Annotated in this window: 17 protein-coding genes; 11 read left to right on the forward strand and 6 right to left on the reverse strand. The window is 69.7% G+C overall.

The window, feature by feature from the left end:
- Positions 1–301: 301 nt before the first annotated feature.
- Together ACSAMQ_RS10125 and rsgA are read right to left on the reverse strand one after the other, a co-directional pair.
- Positions 302–1,576, reverse strand: coding sequence for a flavohemoglobin expression-modulating QEGLA motif protein (locus ACSAMQ_RS10125; RefSeq protein WP_435395530.1), 1,275 nt, complete (start codon positions 1,574–1,576; stop codon positions 302–304).
- 105 nt (positions 1,577–1,681) lie between these two features.
- Positions 1,682–2,818: a ribosome small subunit-dependent GTPase A gene (gene rsgA, locus ACSAMQ_RS10130; protein ID WP_435395531.1), complete on the reverse strand. Its 1,137-nt coding sequence runs from the start codon at positions 2,816–2,818 to the stop codon at positions 1,682–1,684.
- 248 nt (positions 2,819–3,066) lie between these two features.
- Between rsgA and ACSAMQ_RS10135 the strand changes: the two genes are divergently transcribed.
- From ACSAMQ_RS10135 to ACSAMQ_RS10145, 3 genes are all read left to right on the forward strand, one after another.
- Positions 3,067–4,326, forward strand: coding sequence for a pyridoxal phosphate-dependent aminotransferase (locus ACSAMQ_RS10135; protein ID WP_435395532.1), 1,260 nt, complete (start codon positions 3,067–3,069; stop codon positions 4,324–4,326).
- A 7-nt stretch (positions 4,327–4,333) separates the two neighbouring features.
- Positions 4,334–4,954: an SGNH/GDSL hydrolase family protein gene (locus ACSAMQ_RS10140; RefSeq protein ID WP_435395533.1), complete on the forward strand. Its 621-nt coding sequence runs from the start codon at positions 4,334–4,336 to the stop codon at positions 4,952–4,954.
- A 178-nt stretch (positions 4,955–5,132) separates the two neighbouring features.
- Positions 5,133–5,807, forward strand: a complete 675-nt coding sequence (locus ACSAMQ_RS10145) for a methyltransferase domain-containing protein (protein ID WP_435395561.1) — start codon at positions 5,133–5,135, stop codon at positions 5,805–5,807.
- A 136-nt stretch (positions 5,808–5,943) separates the two neighbouring features.
- On the opposite strand, the gene ACSAMQ_RS10150 is transcribed toward ACSAMQ_RS10145, so the two are convergent.
- Positions 5,944–6,729 (reverse strand): polysaccharide deacetylase family protein, encoded by a 786-nt coding sequence (locus ACSAMQ_RS10150; protein WP_435395534.1) that lies wholly within the window; start codon positions 6,727–6,729, stop codon positions 5,944–5,946.
- A gap of 129 nt (positions 6,730–6,858) precedes the next feature.
- On the opposite strand from ACSAMQ_RS10150, the gene grxD reads away from it, so the two are divergent.
- The gene (gene grxD, locus ACSAMQ_RS10155; protein ID WP_435395535.1) at positions 6,859–7,785 is read left to right on the forward strand and encodes a Grx4 family monothiol glutaredoxin; all 927 of its coding nucleotides are present in this window, start codon (positions 6,859–6,861) and stop codon (positions 7,783–7,785) included.
- A 580-nt stretch (positions 7,786–8,365) separates the two neighbouring features.
- Positions 8,366–8,815, forward strand: a complete 450-nt coding sequence (locus tag ACSAMQ_RS10160; protein ID WP_435395536.1) for an NIPSNAP family protein — start codon at positions 8,366–8,368, stop codon at positions 8,813–8,815.
- A gap of 368 nt (positions 8,816–9,183) precedes the next feature.
- On the opposite strand, the gene ACSAMQ_RS10165 is transcribed toward ACSAMQ_RS10160, so the two are convergent.
- The 3 genes from ACSAMQ_RS10165 to ACSAMQ_RS10175 form a co-directional block, all read right to left on the reverse strand.
- Complete coding sequence (locus ACSAMQ_RS10165; protein ID WP_435395537.1) at positions 9,184–9,741, reverse strand: DUF924 family protein; 558 nt, start codon at positions 9,739–9,741, stop codon at positions 9,184–9,186.
- A gap of 227 nt (positions 9,742–9,968) precedes the next feature.
- Entirely contained in the window at positions 9,969–10,538 is a 570-nt protein-coding gene (locus tag ACSAMQ_RS10170) for a lysozyme inhibitor LprI family protein (RefSeq protein WP_435395538.1), read from the reverse strand.
- Positions 10,539–10,826: 288 nt separating this feature from the next.
- Positions 10,827–11,603, reverse strand: coding sequence for an AMP nucleosidase (locus ACSAMQ_RS10175; protein ID WP_435395539.1), 777 nt, complete (start codon positions 11,601–11,603; stop codon positions 10,827–10,829).
- Positions 11,604–11,734: 131 nt separating this feature from the next.
- Between ACSAMQ_RS10175 and ACSAMQ_RS10180 the strand changes: the two genes are divergently transcribed.
- The 6 genes from ACSAMQ_RS10180 (at position 11,735) to ACSAMQ_RS10205 (ending at position 20,673) form a co-directional block, all read left to right on the forward strand.
- Positions 11,735–13,186 (forward strand): amidohydrolase, encoded by a 1,452-nt coding sequence (locus ACSAMQ_RS10180; protein ID WP_435395540.1) that lies wholly within the window; start codon positions 11,735–11,737, stop codon positions 13,184–13,186.
- A 20-nt stretch (positions 13,187–13,206) separates the two neighbouring features.
- Positions 13,207–14,529: an amidohydrolase family protein gene (locus ACSAMQ_RS10185; protein WP_435395541.1), complete on the forward strand. Its 1,323-nt coding sequence runs from the start codon at positions 13,207–13,209 to the stop codon at positions 14,527–14,529.
- A gap of 238 nt (positions 14,530–14,767) precedes the next feature.
- Entirely contained in the window at positions 14,768–15,172 is a 405-nt protein-coding gene (locus ACSAMQ_RS10190; RefSeq protein WP_435395542.1) for a DUF1761 domain-containing protein, read from the forward strand.
- Positions 15,173–15,182: 10 nt separating this feature from the next.
- On the forward strand, positions 15,183–15,809 hold the full coding sequence (locus ACSAMQ_RS10195; protein ID WP_435395543.1) for a 2-hydroxychromene-2-carboxylate isomerase: 627 nt from the start codon (positions 15,183–15,185) through the stop codon (positions 15,807–15,809).
- A gap of 98 nt (positions 15,810–15,907) precedes the next feature.
- Complete coding sequence (locus ACSAMQ_RS10200; RefSeq protein ID WP_435395544.1) at positions 15,908–16,852, forward strand: DegV family protein; 945 nt, start codon at positions 15,908–15,910, stop codon at positions 16,850–16,852.
- A 356-nt stretch (positions 16,853–17,208) separates the two neighbouring features.
- Positions 17,209–20,673: an amidohydrolase family protein gene (locus ACSAMQ_RS10205; protein ID WP_435395545.1), complete on the forward strand. Its 3,465-nt coding sequence runs from the start codon at positions 17,209–17,211 to the stop codon at positions 20,671–20,673.
- The last annotated feature ends 22 nt before the right edge of the window (positions 20,674–20,695 follow it).

Raw genomic sequence — 20,695 nt, forward strand, 5'->3', positions numbered from 1 at the left:
CGGGCGCCGAACCGACGCCGGCGTATGGGCGGGCCGGGCTGGACGGTACTGCGGCGGGCCTGGAGCCACTGGCGGCGCCTGAGCGCGTCCAGGTACACCAGCGGGCCCCGCCCCGAGCGGGATCGGCCGCAGCGCGCGCACCCGCGCGCGTCGACGGTGAGCTGCCTATGGTTTGAAGCCAGGAACGAGTGATCAGGAACTAGAACGAGAAGTTCGGAGCCCCCACTCGTTCCTAGTGCCTAGTGCCTAGTGCCTAGTTCCTGGTTCCTGGTTCCTGGTTCCTAGTTCCTGGTCCCCGCCTTCACCCGATCTCACTGAAATCCCCCTCCGCCATCTGGTCCAGGCGGATGCGGTTGGCGAACAGCGAGAACGCCAGCATCCCGGCCAGGCCGTTGGCGCGGGTGATCCACGGCGGCATCCAGCGCGGCGGCGCCAGCACGCCGCTGTCGAACAGCGGCTCGAACCGCTGCACGTCGCCGAGGGTCATCTTGCCGGCGAACAACCAGCGGCACAGGTGCAGCTTCTGTTGCCGCAAGGCCCAGCGGAAGAAGGTGTGCACGCCGACCAGGCCGCGCAGATAGACCGCGTCCTTGGTGAAGGCCGAACCGCCGTTGGTGGGCACGCCGCGGAACACGCGCTGGGCCGAGGCGAAGCTGTCGGCCGGGGTTTGGCCGGCATCGATGAAATAACGGAACACCTGGATGAAGTCGGCGCCGTCGAGCGCCATCGCCACCGCGTCGATCCGCAGGCTCAGGCGCTTCATCCGGCCGATGTCGATGCTGCCGGTGATCTGCTCGGCGAACGTCGCCAGGCCCTCTTGTGTCGCGGTAGTGCGCGGCGACGACAGCGCCAGGCTCGGCAGCACCGGCTGTTCGCGGCCGTTGAGCGCGGTCAGCGAATGCACGAAGGCTTCGTGCTGCAGCAGCTGATGGCGGTCGTAGTCGCTGAACGCCGCGCCGCTGCGCAGGCGGATCCGGGTCGCGCCGGCCGCGGCCTTGGCGATCAGGTCCGGGTCGAGCACCACCTCGATCACGCGGGCGTCGAAGTAGTCGTCGAGGTCGCGCTGCAGTTGCAGCCTCAGCGCGGTCGCCGAGATCTCGACGGTTTCGGCCGGCGACATCAGCTCGCGGTCGAGCTCGTTGGCGATCGAGATGAAATGGTTGGCGGCCTCGCGCGTGCTGGGCCCCTGGCCGGGCAGCGCCGCATCGGGCTTGCCGAACAACTGCACCGAGTAGCCGGTGACCTCGGTCGAGCCCAGCGATTCGACCAATTGCGCGGCCACGCCCCAGGAGTGCGCCGACTCGATCAGGTACTCGCCGAGCGGATGATCGGGGTCGGCCCCGGCGGCGACCGCTTCGAGTTCGCGCCGCGCATCGCTGAAGTCGTACTTCGGGTACTCGATGACCGGCAACTGCGCGACGCCGCGCGCGTAGTCTTCGAGAAACTGTACTTCCAGGCCGGCCGGCCAGCTCGCCATGGTCAGCAACTTGATCCCGCGCGCGACCCGGACCATGCGCGCATCGAGCGCGGCGTGATGCTGGATCTCGCTGTGCAGGCTGGGGCTGAGCAGGCTCATGCGGCAGGACTTAGGCGGCGGGTCGCGAAGGGCTGTTGTCGCTCCGGCTCCGGCGCCAACGCAAGCGATCCGCACGCGCCGCGCCTTGCGGGGAAACGAAGGCGCTCAGCGGCGCCCATGCTTGTCGTCCGGCCGCTTGTTGGGCGCCTTGCCGGCCGGCTTCACGTCGGCCTTCTGCGCGCGCCGGTTGGCCAGCTTGTTGGCCGCGCCGGCGACTTCGTCGCGCAGTTTCAGGTAGCTGGCGAAACGCTGCGGGTCGAGGCGGCCGGCTTCGATGGCGTCGCGCACCGCGCAGCCGGGCTCGCGGTCGTGCGAGCAATCGCGGAACTTGCACTGCTCGGCCAGAGCCTCGACATCGCTGAAATTCTCGGCGACGTCTTCCTCGCCGGTCGGCTTGAGCTCGCGCATGCCCGGGGTGTCGATCAGGCAGGCGCCCGACGGCAGCGGAATCAACGCGCGGTGGGTGGTGGTGTGGCGGCCGCGCGCATCGCTTTCGCGGACCGCACCGGTCTTCATCCGCTCGATGCCGAGCAGGCTGTTGGTCAGGGTCGACTTGCCGGCGCCGGAGGAGCCCACCAGCACCACGGTGCGGCCCGGCTGCAGCCACGGCGCCATCGCCGCGACGCTGCCGTCGCGGTCGCGGGCGTTGACCGCGCGGATCGCCACGCCCTGGGCCAGCTCGATCAGGGCGCCGGTGGCCTCGGCGACCGCGTTTTCGTCGGCGGCGGTGGCTTCGTCAGCCTTGGTCAGCACGACCACCGGCTCGGCGCCGCCGCGGACCAGCAGCAGATAGCGCTCGATCCGGCGCGGATTGAAGTCGGCGTCCAGTCCACAGACGATGAACACGGTGTCGATGTTGGCCGCGATCAGCTGTTGCTTGTAGTGCTCGCCGGCGGCGCCGCGCTTGATCGCGCTGTAGCGCGGCAGCAGGGCCACGACTTTGGCGCGTGCTTCATCGCCTTCGATCAGCAGCCAGTCGCCGACCCCGGGGCGCTGTTCGGGCGCAACCGCGCCTTTCTTGTAGCTCGCCGGGCGCTGCCATTCGGGCAGGGATTCGACCCGATAGCCGCTGTCGGGCCCTTCGGACACGACATAGCCGCTGCGGTGCTGTTCGGTCACCCGCGCCGGGCGGGCCCGGGGGTGGTCGAGCAGCAACTGGCGCCAGACGGGGTCGGCCGGCAACGGGTCGGCGGCCGAGATCGGCCATCCGATCGCCTGCAAAGCAGCGAGTTCAGGAGTCAAAGGCGCGGGGAACGATGGGCATGGCGCGATTCTACATAGGCCGGGCGCGGGTTTTGCCGTCGCCGGCCGGCAGCGGAACGGCGAGGGCCCAGCGTCAGGCCGGCAGCGGGCCCGGGAGCGGAGCCGCCCGCCCGGCCAATCCGTGCGCGCCGGCGCAGATCGCGCCCGCCGGGAATCGCCGTCCCGGCTGATTCGCCGGACCGATTCAGCTAGTCTGGGGGTCTCTCTTTCGACCCAGCCCTGCCCCGATGTCACTGCCGCCCCTGAAAACCCGCGAACGCCTGTCCGAAGTCCGTTACGAAATCCGCGGTGAACTGGCCCGGCGAGCCCGCGAGTTGGAGGCCCAGGGACGCAAGCAGATCAAGCTCAACATCGGCAACCCCGGCGCCTTCGGTTTCCGCGCGCCCGAACATCTGCAGCGCGCGATCGCCGACCACATCGCCAACACCGATCCCTACACCCACCAGCAAGGCCTGCCGGCCGCGCGCGAGGCCATCGCCGCCTTCCACAAGCGCCGCGGCACGCCCAACGCCTCGCCCGAGCGGGTGTTCGTCGGCAACGGCGTCAGCGAGCTGATCGACCTGTCGCTGCGCGCCCTGCTCAATCCCGGCGACGAAGTGCTGCTGCCCTCGCCCGACTACCCGCTGTGGTCGGCCGCGACCATCCTCAACGACGGCCGCCCGGTGTATTACCGCTGCCAGCCGGAGAACGGCTTCCTGCCCGACCCGGACGAGATCGAGCAACTGATCTCCAGCCGCACCCGCGCGATCGTGCTGATCAACCCGAACAACCCGACCGGCGCGGCCTATCCGCGCGAGCTGATCGAGCGCATCGTCGCGATCGCCGCGCGTCACAAGCTGCTGCTGATGTGCGACGAGATCTACGATTCGATCCTGTACGACGATGCCCAGTTCACCCCGGTCGCGCCGATCGCCGGCGAGCTGCCCTGCCTGAGCTTCGGCGGCCTGTCCAAGGTGCACCGCGCCTGCGGCTGGCGCGTGGGCTGGGCGGTGCTGTCGGGCGATCCGGTCGCCAGCGGCGATTTCCACCACGCCATGGACCTGCTCGGCGCGCTGCGCCTGTGCGCCAACGTGCCGGGCCAGTTCGCGATCGAGGCCGCGCTCAACGGCGAAGACACCATCACCCCGCTGTGCCAACCGGGCGGACGCCTGTACGAAGCGCGCCGCGCGGTGATCGAGTCGGTCGAAGCCAGCCGCCACCTGCAGTTGGTCGCCCCCGCCGGCGCTCTGTACGCGTTCCCGGCCGTGGTCGGCGCCGCCGCGCAGGGCTTCGACGACCACCGCTTCGCGCTGGAACTGCTGGAAACCGAAGACGTGCTGGTGGTGCCGGGCTCGAGCTTCAACGTGCCGTATCGCAACCACTTCCGCGTGACCCTGCTGCCGCAGCCGGCCGAGGTGCGCGAGGTGTTCCAGCGCATCGAGCGCGTGCTCGACCGCTACGCCGACCGCGGCGCGCAGGTCGAGGCGCAGCGCGCCGCGGTGGCCTGAGGCGGCGATGGCGCTGACTTATCTCGCGCTGGGCGACAGCTACACCATCGGCGAGGCCGTGCCCGAAGCCGGGCGCTGGCCGCTGCAGATGGCCGCGGCGCTGCGCGAGCGCGGCGTCGGCCTGGACGACCCGCGCATCGTCGCGACCACCGGCTGGACCACCGACGAGCTCGCGCTCGCGCTGGACTTGGCCGAGCCATTGGGGCAGTGGGACTTCGTCAGCCTGCTGATCGGCGTCAACAACCAGTACCGCGGCCGCAGCGCGGTGCAGTACGGCGGCGAGTTCCGCGAATTGCTCGAACGCGCGATCCGCTATGCGCATGGTCGCGCCGACCGGGTGCTGGTGCTGTCGATCCCCGACTGGGGCGCGACTCCGTTCGGCGCCAGCGACAAGCGCGGCGCGGCCACGATCGGCGCCGAACTCGACGTATTCAACCAGACCGCGCGCGAGATCTGCGCGCGCCACGGCGTCGCCTTCGTCGACATCACTCCGGTCTCGCGCGCACGCGGCAACGAGCCGACGATGGTCGCCGAAGACGGCCTGCATCCGTCGGCGGCGATGTACGCGCAGTGGGCCGAACTCGCCGTGCCGGTGGCGCAGCGGCTGTTGCAGGCACAGGCCGGCTGAAGCGGCGCAGGTCGAAGCGGCGCGGGTCGAAACGCGGGCCGCACGCGCCTGCCGCGATGCGCTTTGTGACGTCATGCCGCCGCAGCCGAGCGCCGACCGCGCCGGGATGCCACACTGCCGCCGGCGGCACGGCCGCGAACGGAGCCCGGACCCAGCAATGAACCAAGCGGTACAAGCCATGGCCCACGGACAGGCGGACCGCATCGCGCGCGCCTATCTGCCCGAGCATCCGCTCGGCAACCGCTGGGACTATTACTACAGCCGCGCCAAGCTCGGCAGCGACCCGCTCTACCCGGGCGTCAGCGCGGCCTTGCGCGGCACCCGCGCGCCGCTGCTGGACCTGGGTTGCGGCCTCGGCCTGCTCGCCCACACCTTGCTGGCCGACGGCATCCGCCTGCCCTACCGCGGCGTCGACAGCGACGCAGCCAAGATCCGCCGCGCCACCCGCGCCGCCGCGCGGGTCGGCCTGGACCACGCGGTGTTCGAGACGGTCGACCTGTCCCAGCGCGTGCCCGAGCACCGCGGCAGCGTGGTGATCCTCGACGTGCTGCAGTTCATTCCCTACCCGGCGCAGGCGCGCGCCATCGACGCGATGATCGCGATGCTGACCCCGGGCGCCCGCCTGGTGATCCGCACCGGCCTCGACGACGGCACCGGCCGCGCGCGCATTACCCGCGCGGTCGACCTGTTCTCGCGCGCCCTGGGCTGGATGAACGCGATGCCGCGCTATTACCCCAACGGCGAGGCCCTGCGCGCGCGTCTGCGCGAGGCCGGGCTCGAGGTCGAGTTCACCCCGCTGTTCGGGCGCACGCCGTTCAACAACTGGCGGATCGTGGCGGCGCGTGCGGAGTGAGGCTGAGGCTTGCGCGACCGCGCGATAGATCGCGGTCGCGGCTTGGGCCGCTCCTGCACTTGGTGCGCGGCTTTGGGGTAGGAGCGCAAGCCGCGATCGCGCCCCCCGATCTAAACGGCTCCCGGGCAATCCGCGCTCATTCGACCGACGGCACCACGCAGCGGTAGTCCAGCTCGCGCAGCCGCCGCAACAACGCCGCCATGGTCTCGACATTGCGGCCGTGGCGCGCGCCCTCGTGCATCAGCACGATCGCGCCCGGCGCGAGATCTTTTTCGATCCGCGCCACCACCGTGGCCGGGTCGGCCGCGACCGCGTCGAAGCCGCGCGCGCTCCAGGCCACCCGGGTCAGGCCCAGCGCGGCGATCGGTCGCGCGGTGAACGGATTGGCCATGCCGACCACCGCGCGGAACCAGCGCAGGCGCAGCCCCGGCGCCAGCGCCTGCAAGCGCGCCTGGGCGCCTCCGATCTCGGCGGCCATCGCCCCCGGCCCGAGCATCCAAAACCGCCCCGAAGGATGGCTGTCGCTGTGGTTGCCGAGGTCGTGGCCGCGCCGGACGATCTCGCGCAGCAGGTCGGCGCGCTGCTCGGCGCGCTGCGCGACCACGAAGAAGGTGGCCTTGGCCTGGTGCGCGTCGAGCAGGTCGAGCAGGGCCAGGGTGTCGTCGGAGGGGCCGTCGTCGATGGTCAGCCAGACCACGCGCTGGTCGGTCGGCAGCCGAGACAGCACAGGGCTGAACAGACCCGAGCGCGGCCACAGGGTGCCCCAGACCATCGCCCCGTGGCTCAGCAGCAAGGCCGGCAGGCCGATCGTCCAGCCGTAGCGCGCCCACAAGGCGACCATCAGCAGCTGCGAGCCGAGAAACAGCCACAACCAGGCGCCGGGACGGCGCGGCGGACGGTGGGCGACGACGATGGTGTTCATGCGCGGCGGGCGGTTCCAACGGTCGGAGGGGGGCCGCGGCAGCCCGGCTCGCCGGCGGATGGCGCATCCTACCTTGCGGCGTAGACTGCCCGCCCCCACCTTGCCTTTATTCCCGCCCGGCCGACCTCCATGTCCCTCGATCCTGCCCTGCGTTCGCGCATCGAAACCCTGCTCCAGTCCAACCGCGTCGTGCTGTTCATGAAGGGCGCCCCCAACGCCCCTCAGTGCGGCTTCTCGGCCAAGGCCTCGGGCGCGCTCAACGCGTTGCTGCCGCAGGGGTATGCCCACGTCGACGTGCTCGCCGATGCCGAGATCCGCGAAGGCATCAAGCAATACGGCGAGTGGCCGACGATCCCGCAGCTCTACATCGACGCGCAACTGGTCGGCGGCAGCGACATCGTCGAGCAGATGGCCGCCAGCGGCGAACTGCACGAACTGCTCGGCCTGCCGACCCCGGACCGTAGCCCGCCGAAGCTCACCATCACGCCGGCCGCCGCCCAGATGCTGCGCGACGCCGTCGCCAACGCCGGCGACAACTACGCGGTGCAGCTCGAGGTCGACGCGCGCCACAACGTGCGCCTGCAGCTGGCGCCGGTCGATCCCAACGCCATCGCGGTCGAATCCGAAGGCGTGCGCGTGCAGACCGACTGGATCAACGCCCGCCGCGCCGACGGCGTCGGCATCGACTGGGCCGACGACGAGCGCGGCCGCGGCCTGGTCATCACCAACCCCAACGCGCCGCCGGCGGTGAAGCCGATCGCGCCCGAGCAGGCGCTCGCGCGCGCCGGCGAAGGCTCGCTGCGCGTGGTCGACGTGCGCCCGGCCGACGAACGCGCGATCGCCCGCGTCGGCATCGCCTTCGACACCTTCGACGGCGGCACGGACGCCCTCGAAGCCCTGCCCAAGGACACCCCGCTGGCGTTCCTGTGCCACCACGGCGGGCGCAGCGCCCAGGCCGCCGAGCACTTCCGCCAGCTGGGTTTCCGCGAGGTCTACAACATCGAAGGCGGCATCGACGCCTGGGCCGACCTGGACGGGTCGATTCCCAAGTACTGATCCGACGGCGAGTCCGTGAGAACGGCCGCGGCGCCTTGCGTCGCGGCCGTTTTCGTTTCCAGGCTCCGGATGCGCCCGGAAGCGGCCGACGGGCGTCGTCGTTACCCTTGCGGTGCGGCGAACTTCGACCGCGGGCCGACGGGTCGCTGCGCAGGCTCGGGTGGGGGGCGGTCGCGACTTGCGTCGCTCCTACTCAAGCCAGGGCGCTGCTTTCCTGTAGGAGCGGCGTGAGCCGCGACCGCGGGCTGCGGGTCGCGGCGCCGGTTCGGGTGGGGGACGGTCGCGACTTACGTCGCTCCAACACGAGCCGGGGCGCTGCTTTCCTGTAGGAGCGGCGTGAGCCGCGACCGCGGGCTGGCGGATCGCGGCGCCGGTTCGGTGGGCGCGGTCGCGACTTGCGTCGCTCCTACCCCGAAGCGCCGGACACGCGGCGACCGTCGCCCCGGCATCCCCGCAATAACGACTTCTGGCCGATGGACGGGGCGAGGCCATCGCCTAAGCTCGGCGGCGGCCACTCAGCCGCCGTCCCGCCTGCACGACCATCGCCACGGATCGGCGCCTTCCGACCGGAGTCTTCCCTGTGAACGCTACCGCCGTGCCCGCCTTTCGCTGTGCGCTCGTCCTGCTTCTGTCCCTGTGCTGCGCCGCCTCGCTCGCCCATGCCGCCGACACCCCGACTGCTACGGCCGTCGGCCCTGTGCAGCAACTGCGCATCTACGAAATCTTCGAAGACACCAAACCGCATTTCCACGCCCGCTTCCGCGATCACGCCCTGCGCATCATGCGTCGCTACGATTTCCGCATCGTCGCCATGTGGGAAACCAAGACTGCACAACGCACCGAGTTCGCCTACCTGCTCGAATGGCCCGACGAAACGACGATGAAGGACCGCTGGAGCAAGTTCATGGCCGACGAGGAATGGACCGAGATCAAGCGCCAGACCCGCGTTCACGGCCGCATGGTCGGCGAAATCCAGGATCGCACCTTGCGCGTCGTTCCGTATTCGCCGCAACAACGGTTGCTGGACTGAAAGCGTCGCAACCGCTTCAAGCGTAGGAGCGGCGCGAGCCGCGACGCGGGCTGGCGGATCGCTGCGCCGGTTCCGGCAGAGGCGCGGTCGCGACTTGCGTCGCTCCTACCCAAGAGCCATTGCGTCGCTTCCTGTAGGAGCGGCGCGAGCCGCGACCGCGCGCTGGCGGGTCGCTGCGTCGGTTCCGGTAGAGGCGCGGTCGCGACTTGCGTCGCTCCTACCCAAGAGCCATTGCGTCGCTTCCTGTAGGAGCGGCGTGAGCCACGACCGCGCGCTGGCGGGTCGTGGCGCAGGCTCGGGTGGTGGCGAGGTCGCGACTGACCTCGCTCCTACAGGGGGTTGCGATGCGATGGAACCCGCGCCGGGGCTCAGCCCTTGAACCCGCCGCCAACGAGATAGGCCTGTTCCTCGGCGGTGCTGTCGCGGCCCAACGCGGCGTTGCGGTGCGGGAAGCGGCCGAAGCGTTCGATGATGTCGAGATGGGTGACGGCCCACTGCGCGGCATCGCTGCCGTCCGGGTTCGGCGGCAGGCCGCGGTGCAGTTCGACCGAGCGGCGCTGGTCTTCGAGCTGCTCGGAATGCTCGAACGGCAGATAGAAGAAGGCGCGCAGCGCCGGCTCGATGCTCAGGTCGTGGCCGAGTTCCAGCGCGCGCCGGGCGTAATGCCGGGCGAGCGGGTCGGTCGCGTAGGAATGCGCGCTGCCGCGGAATACGTTGCGCGGGATCTGGTCGAGCAGGATCAACAAGGCCAGCGCGGATTCGGCGTCGCGCTCGACCCAATCGTCGTGTTCGCGCCGCGCCGCGGCGTGGTGAGCGTCGAGAAAGCCGGCGCGGCACTGATGGTCGAAGCTGTCGTCGCGATCGAACCAGCGGGCCGGGCCGGCATTGCGCCAGAAATCGACGACGTCTTTCGCGGTGACGGACATACGCGTTCTCGCTGAGGATCAGGGGCGAACCCTAGCAAACCGCACGCGAAGCTGTCGCGTTTCCCCGGCATCGGCGGCCTGCGTCGCCGCAGGCGCCGACACCGTCGAACCATACATGCCTGCGACGAACGCCGTGTCGTGATGGACCCGACGCAACGACCCGCCGGGCAATCGATCCGACGGGGTCGCGAGCGACCCCAGGCCATCGGATGCCGCCCCGATGCGCCTCAAGCCGCCTGATCTTCGCCGAGCTGCGTTTCCAGCTCGTTGATCCAGGCCACGGTGATGCTCTCCATCGTCACCGCGTGGATCAGCGGCCGGATCGGGCCGGCCGAGTACGACTGCGAGACGAAACGCGCGTGGCATTCGCGAAAGGTCAGCCAGGCCTCGTGCGCCCGTTCGAACGCGGCCAGATCCTCGCCGCCGAGCTGCTTGCGCAGGTGCGCGACCAGGCCTTGCAGCCGCACCTCCTCGCGGCTGAGTTCGGCGATCGCGTGCTGGCTCATGTCGGCCTCGCTGACCCGCGCGTCCTCGTTGTCGCGCGCGACCGCGGCGGCCTTGCTGAAATAGCTGTCGGCGATGCGCGCCGCGGTTTCGGCCTTGCCGACCAGCCGGCTTTCGAAACGGCGCAGTTCCTCGACGCTGGTGTGCGCGCCGTCGAGTTCCTGCTTGAGCGCGAGCAACTGCTTGCCGCGCTCGATCGCGTCGACTGTGCCGCGACGTTCGGCGAAACGCTGGATGAAGTAGAACGCCCAGGTAAGCAAGGCGCCGATGATGGTGAAGATGAGCTGTTCCATGACCTGTCCTCCGGCCTCGGAATACAGTGTCGGCGCGGGGGGTCTCAGGCCATGCGATGTCGTGTGCTTGGCGTCGCAGAACCCCTATAAAAACAGGGTTATCCGCTCGTTCATCGATAAACGGTTCAGGGCCGCGCGGCAGATCTGCGATGGCGGGCACGGCTCGTGCGCAGAGCTGCTGTCGCCCTCATCCCACCCCCTCTCCCGCATGCGGGAAAGGGGTTCTGTGCGTCGGCGCCTGTAGATCAAGGCTTGCGTCCGTTGCGGCGCGAAGCGGCGCCGCAGCGATCACTCGTCGAACCGCAGATGCCGCACCGACTTGCCGTGGCGGCGGATCAGCTTCAGCGCTTCGATGCCGACGCTGATGTGGGTGTCGACGAAGCTCGCGCTGACCTTGGCGTCGGAGGCCTCGGTCTTGACGCCTTCGGGGATCATCGGCTGGTCCGACACCAGCAGCAGCGCGCCGCAGGGGATGCGGTTGGCGAAGCCGGCGGCGAACACGGTCGCGGTCTCCATGTCGATGGCCATGCAGCGCATCTGGCGCAGGCGTTCCTTGAAGGCGTCGTCGTGTTCCCAGACGCGGCGGTTGGTGGTGTAGACCGAACCCGTCCAGTAGTCGTGGCCGAGGTCGCGGATGGTGGTCGAGACCGCGCGCTGCAGGGCGAAGGCCGGCAGGGCCGGCACTTCCGGCAGCAGGTAATCGTTGGAGGTGCCTTCGCCGCGGATCGCCGCGATCGGCAGCACCAGGTCGCCGAGCTGGTTCTTGCGCTTGAGGCCGCCGCACTTGCCGAGGAACAACACCGCCTTGGGCATGATCGCCGACAGCAGGTCCATCATGGTCGCCGCGTTCGGGCTGCCCATGCCGAAGTTGATCATGGTGATGCCGTCGAAGGTCGCGCTCGGCATCGGCCGGTCCAGGCCGACCACTTGCGCACCGGTCAGGCGCGCGAAGGTGTGCAGGTAGCCGCCGAAATTGGTCAGCAGGATGTGCTCGCCGAACTGGTCCAGGGGCACGCCGGTGTAGCGCGGCAGCCAGTTTTCGACGATCTGTTCTTTCTCTTTCATGGTCGGTGCCTGTTCTTGTTGTTGTCCGGCCATTGTCGCACCGCCCATGACGATAGTCAGGGTTGGCAGGGGCTCAGGCGGCCGTTACGGTTCCAAAGTTGTCCGTCGCTCGCTCTGTCCTGGGGGAATCCATGTTTCGACCGTTACTGGCCGGCTGCGGCCTGGCGCTGCTCGCCGGCGCCGTGCAGGCCGCCACACCCGCGCCGGCCTCCCGCTACACCCAGGACCCCTACCCGAGCACCTACAAGGCGCTCGCCGCCGGCCCGGTGCTGTTGCAGCACGCGACCGTGCTGACCGGCGCCGGCCAGCGCCTCGACGACGCCGACGTACTGCTGCGCGACGGCAAGGTCGTCGCGGTCGGCCGCGCCCTCGACGCGCCCGGCGACGCCACCCGCGTCGACGCGACCGGCAAGTGGATCACCCCGGGCCTCATCGATGTCCACTCGCATCTCGGCGTCTATCCAAGCCCCGGGGTCGGCGCGCACAGCGACGGCAACGAGATGACCGGCCCGGTCACGCCGAACGTCTGGGCCGAGCATTCGGTATGGCCGCAGGACCCCGGCTTCGCCGCCGCGCTCGCCGGCGGCGTCACCTCGCTGCAGATCCTGCCCGGCTCGGCCAACCTGATCGGCGGGCGCGGAGTGACGCTGAAGAACGTCCCGGCCACCAGCTACCAGGCGATGAAGTTCCCGGCCGCGCCGTGGGGCCTGAAGATGGCTTGCGGCGAGAACCCCAAGCGCGTCTACGGCAGCCGCAACACCCCGCCGGGCACGCGCATGGGCAACGTCGCCGGCTACCGCGCCGCCTTCATCGACGCCAGCGAATACCTGCGCAAGACCAGTCCGAAGGCCGCCGCGCCGGCGAAGAAGCGCTGGTGGCAGAGCAGCGCCAAGTCCGGCAACGGCAACGGCGCCGACAGCGAGAAGGACACCGGCGGCAAGCGCGACCTCAAGCTCGACACCCTGGCCGGCGCGATCAAGGGCGACATCCTGGTTCACATCCACTGCTATCGCGCCGACGAGATGACCACCATGCTCGACCTGGCCAAGGAGTTCGGCTTCAAGGTCAGCGCCTTCCACCACGGCGTGGAGGCCTACAAGATCGCCGACCGCCTGGCCGCCGAAGGCGTCTGCGGCGCGCTGTGGGCCGACTGGTGGGGCTTCAAGATGGAAGCCTTCGACGGCATCCAGGAAAACATCGCCATCGTCGACCGCCCGGCCAACAGCTGCGCGATCGTGCATTCGGATTCGGAGGAAGGCATCCAGCGCCTCAACCAGGAAGCGGCCAAGGTGATCGCGCACGCACGACTGGCCGGCATCGAGATCGCGCCGGAGCGGGCGATCCGCTGGCTGACACAGAATCCGGCCAAGGCGCTCGGCATCGGCGAACGCACCGGCACCCTCGAGCCCGGCAAGATGGGCGACGTGGTGGTGTGGAACGGCAACCCCTTCAGCGTCTACGCCAAGGCCGAGCAGGTCTATGTCGACGGCGCGCGCGTCTACGACCGCGCCGACCCGTCGCGGCAACCCAGGTCGGACTTCCTGCTCGGGCAACCGGCGACCCAGACCGGAGGCGTGCGATGAAGCGGCCCGGGAACGAATCCATGTCCGGCGCCGTCGCAGCGAGCGCAGCCGGCCGCGGGCTGCGCCGCAGCGCCCTGTTGCTGGCCCTGGCCTGCGGCTTTGCGAGTTTCGGCGCGGCGGCGCAGAACGTGCTGATCCGCAACGCCACCGTGCATACCGCGACCGCACAGGGCTCGCTCGAACGGACCGACGTGCTGGTCGGCAACGGTGTGGTGCGCGCGATCGGCAAGGGCTTGTCCGCGCCGGCCGGCGCCCAGGTGGTCGAGGCCGAAGGCCGGCCGCTGACCCCGACCCTGTTCGGCGGCATCACCGAGCTCGGCCTGGAGGAAGTCTCCGGCGAAAAATCCACGGTCGACCAGACCGTCGCGCTCGGCGCCGACACCAAGGAAATGACGGTGCGGCCGGAGTTCGACGTGACCCTGGCCTATAACCCCGACTCGGTGTTGATCCCGGTCGCGCGCATCGAAGGCATCGGCTGGACCCTGCTCGGCGTCGGCACCGCCCCCGGCGGCTCGATCGTCGCCGGCCAGGGCGGCGTCGAACGCCTCGACGGCGGCCCCGACCCGATCGGCCCGCGCGTGCTGTTCGTGCGCCTGGGCAAGGACGGCCTGGGCCTGAGCGGCAGTTCGCGCGCGGCGCAGTGGATGATCCTCGACCAGCTCATCGACGAGGCGCGCGGCCGCATCGCCCCGGGCCACCATGCCGCGCTGCTGACGCCGGCGGGGCGTTCGACCCTGCTCAAGTACCTCGACGGCGGCGGCCGCATCGTGTTCGGCGTCGACCGCGCCGCCGACATCCGCCAGTTGCTGCGCTGGTCCGCGCGGCACCGGCTGCGCATCGCCATCGCCGGCGGCGGCGAGGCCTGGCGGCTCGCGCCGCAGCTCGCCGCGGCCAAGGTGCCGGTGTTCGTCAATCCTTTGTCCAACCTGCCGAGCGATTTCGACCAGGTCGGCGCCAGCATGGAAAACGCCGCGCGCCTGCGCGCGGCCGGGGTCGCGGTCGGCTTCAGCGAAAGCGGCGCCTCGCACAATGCGCGCAAGGTGCGCCAGCTCGCCGGCAACGCGGTCGCCGCGGGGCTGCCCTGGGCCGACGGCCTGGCCGGCCTGACCCGAGTGCCGGCCGAAGCCTTCGGCGTCGCCGGCCAGGTCGGCGCCATCGCCCCGGGCCAGCGCGCCGACTTGGTGCTGTGGAGCGGCGACCCGCTCGATGTCGCTCACGTCGCCCTGCAGGTGTGGATGGACGGCCGCGCGATCGAGATGCGCAGCCGCCAGACCGAGTTGCGCGACCGTTACCTGCGCAGCGACACCGGCCTGCCGCGCGCGTATCCGGCGACGGCGCGCTGAGGGCTCGCGATCGGGGCCCCGGGCAGGAGCGGCGCGAGCCGCGACTGCGCATCGGCAACGGCAACGCGGGTGCGGGTGCGGGTGCGGGTGCGGGTGCAAGGTCGCGTCTGCAAGGTTCGTAGTCGACCGGGTCGACGACGCGGCGGAGACCACGCGGCCGCGGGTCGCGCCGCTCCCGGCGCCCCAGCGGCGGCCCCAGGCGTATCCTGTCGCTTGCCGACGACAGGAGACCCGCGCGATGACTCTGCCCACCCTCGAACTCAATTGGCTGGCGATCCTCGCGGCGACCGCCTCGTCCTTCCTGCTCGGCGGGCTGTGGTACGGGCCCTTGTTCAAGACGCGCTGGTGCCGCGAGGCCGGCGTCGACCCCGACGCCAAGCCCGTCCATCCCGGCCGCGTGTTCGCCACCGCCATCGGCTGCAGCTTCCTGGCCGCGCTGATGTTCGCCGTGTTCCTGCCGCCCAACGCCAATGCCGCCGACGGTTTCGGGGTGGGCTTCGTGGTCGGGCTGTTCTTCGTCTCGATGAGCTTCGGCATCAACTACGCCTTCGCCCAGCGCAGCCTGATGCTGTGGATGATCGACAGCGGCTACCACATCCTCCAGTTCGCCCTGTACGGGCTGATCCTCGGCGCCTGGAAATAAGAGACCGACCATGCCCACGCTGCGCTGGTACTTCGATTTCATCTCGCCGTTCTCCTACCTGCAATGGCAGAAGCTCAAGGCGATGCTGGGCGAGCGCCGGGTCGAGCTGGTGCCGGTGGCGTTCGGCGCGGTGCTCGAGGCGCGCGGCCAGAAGGGCCCGGCCGAGATCGTCGGCAAACGCGAATTCACCTACCGCCACGTGCTGTGGCAGGCGCGGCGCGAAGGCGTGAGCCTGCGCTTCCCGCCGGCGCATCCGTTCAACCCGCTGGCCGCGCTGCGGCTGTGCCTGGTCGCCGGCGCCACGCCGGAAGCGGTCGATGCGATCTTCGACTGGATCTGGCGGCGCGGCGAAGCCGGCGACAGCGTCGAGGCGCTGGCGCCGGTGATCGACGCGCTCGGGGTCGAGGCGCAGGCGCTCGGCACCGACGCGATCAAGGCGGCGCTGCGCGAGAACACCGAGGCCGCGTTGGTGGCCGGGGTGTTCGGTGTTCCTACGTTGAGCATTGGAGATGAGTTGTTCTGGGGCAACGACGCCCACGACTTCGCTCTTGACGCACTGCAGCATCCCGGACTGCTGGATGAGCCGGAAATGCAGCGTTTGAAGCAACTGCCGGTGGGGATACGTCGCCGCGCCTGAACGACGCAAGCCCCGAAGCGCGCTCACGCGTGACTCATGTCTCAAAAAGGTATGCTGCGGTCCTATCCGATCACCACGCGCCCTACCCGGGGGGGAACATGCGCATTGGAATCGTCGTCGACTCCGCTTGCGATCTGCCGCTGGACTACCTGGAACGGCACGACATCCATCTGTTGCCGATCACCGTGCGCATCGGCCAGGCGGTACTGGCCGACCACCGCAACGAACAGGCCACCCTGCAGTTCCTGCATACGCACCTGGCCGAGCGCGGTTTCGAGGCCGAGACCACGCCGTTCACCGTGCAGCAGGTGCGCGACCTGTTCGTCAGCCAACTCGTGATCGACTACGACTACGTGTTCTGCATGACGATCACCAAGACCCGCAGCCCGGTCTACGAGAACGCGAACCAGGCCAGCTTCGCGATCCTCAACGACTACAAGCCGGTGCGCTCGGCGGCCGGCATCAACACGCCGTTCGCGCTGCGGGTGATCGACACCCTCAACCTGTTCGCCGCCCAGGGCATCACCGCAGTCGAAGCGGTACGCCTGCGCGCCGCCGGCGAAGGCGCGCCGAAGATCCGCGCGCGCCTGGAGCACCTGGCCCTGCACACCCACGGCTATCTGATCCCGCGCGACCTCAACTATCTGCGCGCGCGCACCCGCGTGCGCGGCGACCGCAGCGTCAGTTTTCTCAGCGCGACCCTCGGCACCGCGCTCGACATCAAGCCGGTACTGCACTGCAACCGCGGCGAGACCGGCCCGGTCGCCAAGATCAAGGGCTACGAGAACGCCGCGCAGAAGCTGTTCGAGTTCACCGCGCACAAGGCCGAGAGCGGGCTGCTGACCCCGACCGTATGCGTCAGCTACGGCGGCGAGCTCGCCGAGCTGCGCGCCCTGCCCGGCTTCGAGCGCCTGCGCGAAGCCTGCCGCAACCACAATGTCGAGCTGTTCGAAAGCGTCATGAGCCTGACCGGCATGGTCAACGTCGGCAAGGGTGCGGTGGTGGTCGGTTTCGCCGCCGAGCAGGCCGACTTCAAGGGCTGAGCGGCGCGTCCAGCGGCTGCAGGGTCGACGCGGATGCGGCGTCGACAAAGCAGTCTCCCCCACCCCTCTTGGTCAAACAGAGGAGCGGATTGGCCGCTCTGCGAAAGATCGCCTCGGCTTCGGGGCTCTGGCACTCGCGGACTCTCGCTCGCATCGGGGGCGCTGCGACTGCGAAGCCGCTCGCCCTGGCAACGCAAGCGTTCCCTTTCTTGCAGCGAAGGTTGGGGATCGGTTTGCTCGACTCGGCGACAGCGATCGACACCTCGCCATACCCCACCGAACACGACTTCTAGCCCAGGCCCCGGGCGGCGGTGCGGGTTAGGCTCGGTCCATCGTCAGTCCCAGGTAACCGCTCGATGCCCAGTCACCGCCTGCTCGCCCTTGCGCTCGCCAGCGCGCTCGCCCTGCCCGCCTACGCGCAGAACCCGCCGCAACCCGCACCGCAGGACAAGAAACAAGGCGAGAAACAAGGCGATGCGCCCGCCGCCCAGCTGGAACAGGACGCACTGAAGCCGGCCGGTACCGATCCGGCGCGCGCGTCGGCGCAGACCGCCAAGGGCGCCAGCAAGCCCGGCGACAAGGACGAGAAGAAGTGGGACGTCTCGGCGCCGCACGGCCCGACCAAGACGGTGCGCTTCGAGACCGACGAAGGCACCTGGATGGACCTGGACGTCTCGCCCGACGGCCGCGAGATCGTGTTCTCGCTGCTCGGCGATCTGTACCGCCTGCCGATCGGCGGCGGCCAGGCCAGGCGCATCACCAGCGGCCCGGCCTGGGATGTGCAACCGCGTTGGTCGCCCGACGGCCGCGAGCTCGCCTTCACCTCCGACCGCGGCGGCGGCAACAACCTTTGGCGGGTCAAGGCCGACGGCAGCAATCCGGTCGCGGTGACCAAGGAAGATTTCCGCCTGCTCAACAACCCGGCGTGGACGCCGGACGGCCAGTTCCTGGTCGGACGCAAGCATTTCACCGGCGAGCGTTCGCTCGGCGCCGGCGAGTTGTGGATCTACCATGCCGCGGGCGGCGGCGGTGGCCTGCAGCTGACCAAGCAAAAGAACGATCAGCAAGACCTCGGCGAACCGGCGGTCTCGCCGGACGGGCGCTACGTCTATTACTCCGAGGACGTCAGCGCCGGCCCGGCCTTCCAGTACAACAAGAACGTCCACGACACGGTCTATGCGATCAAGCGCTTCGACCGCGAAACCGGCAAGAGCGAGACGGTGATCGGCACGCCCGGCGGCGCGGTGCGGCCGCAGCCTTCGCCGGACGGCAAGTCGCTGGCCTTCGTCAAGCGCATCCGCGACAAGTCGGTGCTGCACGTGCTCGACCTGGCCAGCGGCGAAAGCCGGCCGGTCTGGGACGGGCTGTCGCACGACATGCAGGAGGCCTGGGCGATCTTCGGGCCGTATGCGAATTTCTCCTGGACGCCGGACTCCAAGTCGGTGGTGATCTGGGCGCAGGGCAAGCTGTGGCGCGTCGCCATGGCCAGCGGCAAGCCCGAGCCGATCGCGTTCCAGGCCTCGATCGAACAGACCGTGACCGAGGCGCTGCGCTTCGAGCACAAGCTCGACGAAGGCCGCTTCGCGCCGAAGATGATCCGCGACGTCGCCACCAGCGCCGACGGCAAGACCCTGGTCTTCCACGCGGTCGGCCAGCTGTGGCGCAAGCGCCTGCCCGACGGCAAGCCCGAACGCCTCACCGGCAACGACAATCTCTACGAATACCAGCCCAGCTTCAGCGCCGACGGCGGCAAGCTGCTGTACACGACCTGGTCCGACGAGGCGCTCAGCGCGATCTACGTCGCCAGCGCCGGCGGTGGCGGCGGCAAGCGCCTGACCCAGGACAAGGGCTTCTACTACGGCCCGCGCTTCTCGCCCGACGGCAAGCGCATCGTCTACGCCAAGGCCGGCGGCGGCGGCCTCACCGGCAGCCTGTGGTCGGCCGACCGCGGCATCTACGTGATGTCGGCCGACGGCGGCAAGCCGACCCGCGTCGCCGACAGCGGCGAGGCGCCGCAGTTCAGCGCCGACGGCAGCCGCGTGTACTACCTCACCGGCGGCGGCTTGAAGAAGAAGCTGATGTCAGTCGGCCTGCACGGCGAGGAGCCGCGCGAGGTTTACAACCTCAAGTACGTCGACTCGGTCAGCATCAGCCCGGACGGCAAGTGGGTCGCCTTCACTGAGTTGTTCAACGCCTATGTCGCGCCGCTGATGACCACCGGCAGCTCGGTCGAACTGAGCAAAGACAGCAAGGCAATGCCGGTGACGCCGGTCAGCGCCGACGTCGGCAGCTACCTGCACTGGGCGGCCGATTCGAAGTCGCTGCACTGGATGGTCGGCGACCGCTATTACTCGCGCCCGCTCAACCAGGCCTTCGCCTTCCTGCCGGGCGCGCCGGCGACGCCGGCGAAACCCTCGGCCGACGAAACCGGCGTGCGCGTCGGCCTCGACCTGCCGGTGTACGCGGCGCGCGACACCGTCGCCTTCACCCATGCGCGCGTGGTGACCATGCGCGATGCCGAGACTACGCAGGAAGTGATCGAGGACGGCACCGTGGTGGTGCGCGGCGACAAGATCGAAGCGGTCGGCGCCAGCGGCGCAGTCGCGGTGCCGGCCGGCGCGCGCGTCATCGACGCCCGCGGCAAGACCATCCTGCCGGGCTATATCGACGTGCACGCGCACGCCGCGCATTTCGGCCAAGGGGTCGTCCCGCAGCAGAACTGGGCCTACTACACCAACCTCGCCTTCGGCATCACCACCATGCACGACCCCTCGGCGACCACCGAGTTCGTGTTCTCCGAAGCCGAGTTGCTGAAGGCCGGCAAGATGGTCGGGCCGCGCGTGTTCTCCACCGGCACGATCCTGTACGGCGCCGACGGCGACTTCAAGGCGGTGATCAACTCGATCGACGATGCCCGCAGCCACCTGCGCCGGATGAAGGCCAACGGCGCGTTCTCGGTCAAGAGCTACAACCAGCCGCGCCGCGAACAGCACCAGCAGATCAATCAGGCCGCGCGCGAGCTCGGCATGCTGGTGGTCGAGGAAGGCGGTTCGACCTTCAACCACAACATGCCGATGATCCTCGACGGCGCCACCGGCATCGAGCACAACATCCCCGTCGCGCCGCTGTACAAGGACGTGGTCGAACTGTGGCGGCAGACCAACGTGCGCAACACGCCGACCCTGGTGGTGAGCTACGGCGGCCTGTCCGGCGAGTACTGGTGGTATGCGCGCGACAACGTCTGGGAAGACAAGAAGCTCAACCGCTTCTTCCCGCGCGAGACCCTCGATGCGCGCTCGATCCGCCGCGAGACCGCGCCGGACTGGGATTACTGGCATGTGCAGGTCGCCAAGTCGGTGAAGAAGCTGCGCGACGCCGGGGTCAAGATCCAGGTCGGCGGCCACGGCCAGTTGCAGGGCCTGTCGGCGAACTGGGAAATCTGGATGCTGCCGCAGGGCGGTTTCAGCAACTTCGAGGCCTTGCGCGCGGCCACCATCGACGGCGCCGACTACCTCGGCCTGTCCGGGCAGCTCGGCTCGCTCGAAGCCGGCAAGAAGGCCGACCTGGTGGTGCTCAACAGCAACCCGCTGGAGAACATCCGCTCGACCATCGACACCCGCTACGTGATGGTCGACGGGCGGCTGTTCGACGTCGACGCCGACATGGCCGAGCTCGGCAACCGGGGCGAGAAGGCACCGAACTTCTACTGGCAGCGCCACCGCGACGGCCAGACCTTCGGCATCGAGTTCGGCCCGACCTCGGTCTGTCATTGCCCGAAGGGCCACGGCCCGCACGAAGCGCACGGGCACGACGAAGACTAAGACCGACCGGCGCGGCGGCGGC

It is taken from the genome of Lysobacter sp. 1R34A (genome assembly GCF_051217035.1).
Lineage (GTDB): Bacteria > Pseudomonadota > Gammaproteobacteria > Xanthomonadales > Xanthomonadaceae > Lysobacter.

Bases quoted from the DNA above. Each gene is read 5' to 3' on its own strand.
- ACSAMQ_RS10195 (WP_435395543.1), top strand. From the start codon at position 15,183: ATGCCCACGCTGCGCTGGTACTTCGATTTCATCTCGCCGTTCTCCTAC.
- ACSAMQ_RS10190 (WP_435395542.1), top strand. From the start codon at position 14,768: ATGACTCTGCCCACCCTCGAACTCAATTGGCTGGCGATCCTCGCGGCG.
- grxD (WP_435395535.1), top strand. From the start codon at position 6,859: ATGTCCCTCGATCCTGCCCTGCGTTCGCGCATCGAAACCCTGCTCCAG.
- ACSAMQ_RS10175 (WP_435395539.1), bottom strand. From the start codon at position 11,603: ATGAAAGAGAAAGAACAGATCGTCGAAAACTGGCTGCCGCGCTACACC.
- ACSAMQ_RS10125 (WP_435395530.1), bottom strand. From the start codon at position 1,576: ATGAGCCTGCTCAGCCCCAGCCTGCACAGCGAGATCCAGCATCACGCC.
- ACSAMQ_RS10135 (WP_435395532.1), top strand. From the start codon at position 3,067: ATGTCACTGCCGCCCCTGAAAACCCGCGAACGCCTGTCCGAAGTCCGT.
- ACSAMQ_RS10165 (WP_435395537.1), bottom strand. From the start codon at position 9,741: ATGTCCGTCACCGCGAAAGACGTCGTCGATTTCTGGCGCAATGCCGGC.
- ACSAMQ_RS10150 (WP_435395534.1), bottom strand. From the start codon at position 6,729: ATGAACACCATCGTCGTCGCCCACCGTCCGCCGCGCCGTCCCGGCGCC.
- ACSAMQ_RS10180 (WP_435395540.1), top strand. From the start codon at position 11,735: ATGTTTCGACCGTTACTGGCCGGCTGCGGCCTGGCGCTGCTCGCCGGC.
- ACSAMQ_RS10205 (WP_435395545.1), top strand. From the start codon at position 17,209: ATGCCCAGTCACCGCCTGCTCGCCCTTGCGCTCGCCAGCGCGCTCGCC.
- ACSAMQ_RS10145 (WP_435395561.1), top strand. From the start codon at position 5,133: ATGGCCCACGGACAGGCGGACCGCATCGCGCGCGCCTATCTGCCCGAG.
- ACSAMQ_RS10200 (WP_435395544.1), top strand. From the start codon at position 15,908: ATGCGCATTGGAATCGTCGTCGACTCCGCTTGCGATCTGCCGCTGGAC.
- ACSAMQ_RS10140 (WP_435395533.1), top strand. From the start codon at position 4,334: ATGGCGCTGACTTATCTCGCGCTGGGCGACAGCTACACCATCGGCGAG.
- ACSAMQ_RS10170 (WP_435395538.1), bottom strand. From the start codon at position 10,538: ATGGAACAGCTCATCTTCACCATCATCGGCGCCTTGCTTACCTGGGCG.
- ACSAMQ_RS10185 (WP_435395541.1), top strand. From the start codon at position 13,207: ATGTCCGGCGCCGTCGCAGCGAGCGCAGCCGGCCGCGGGCTGCGCCGC.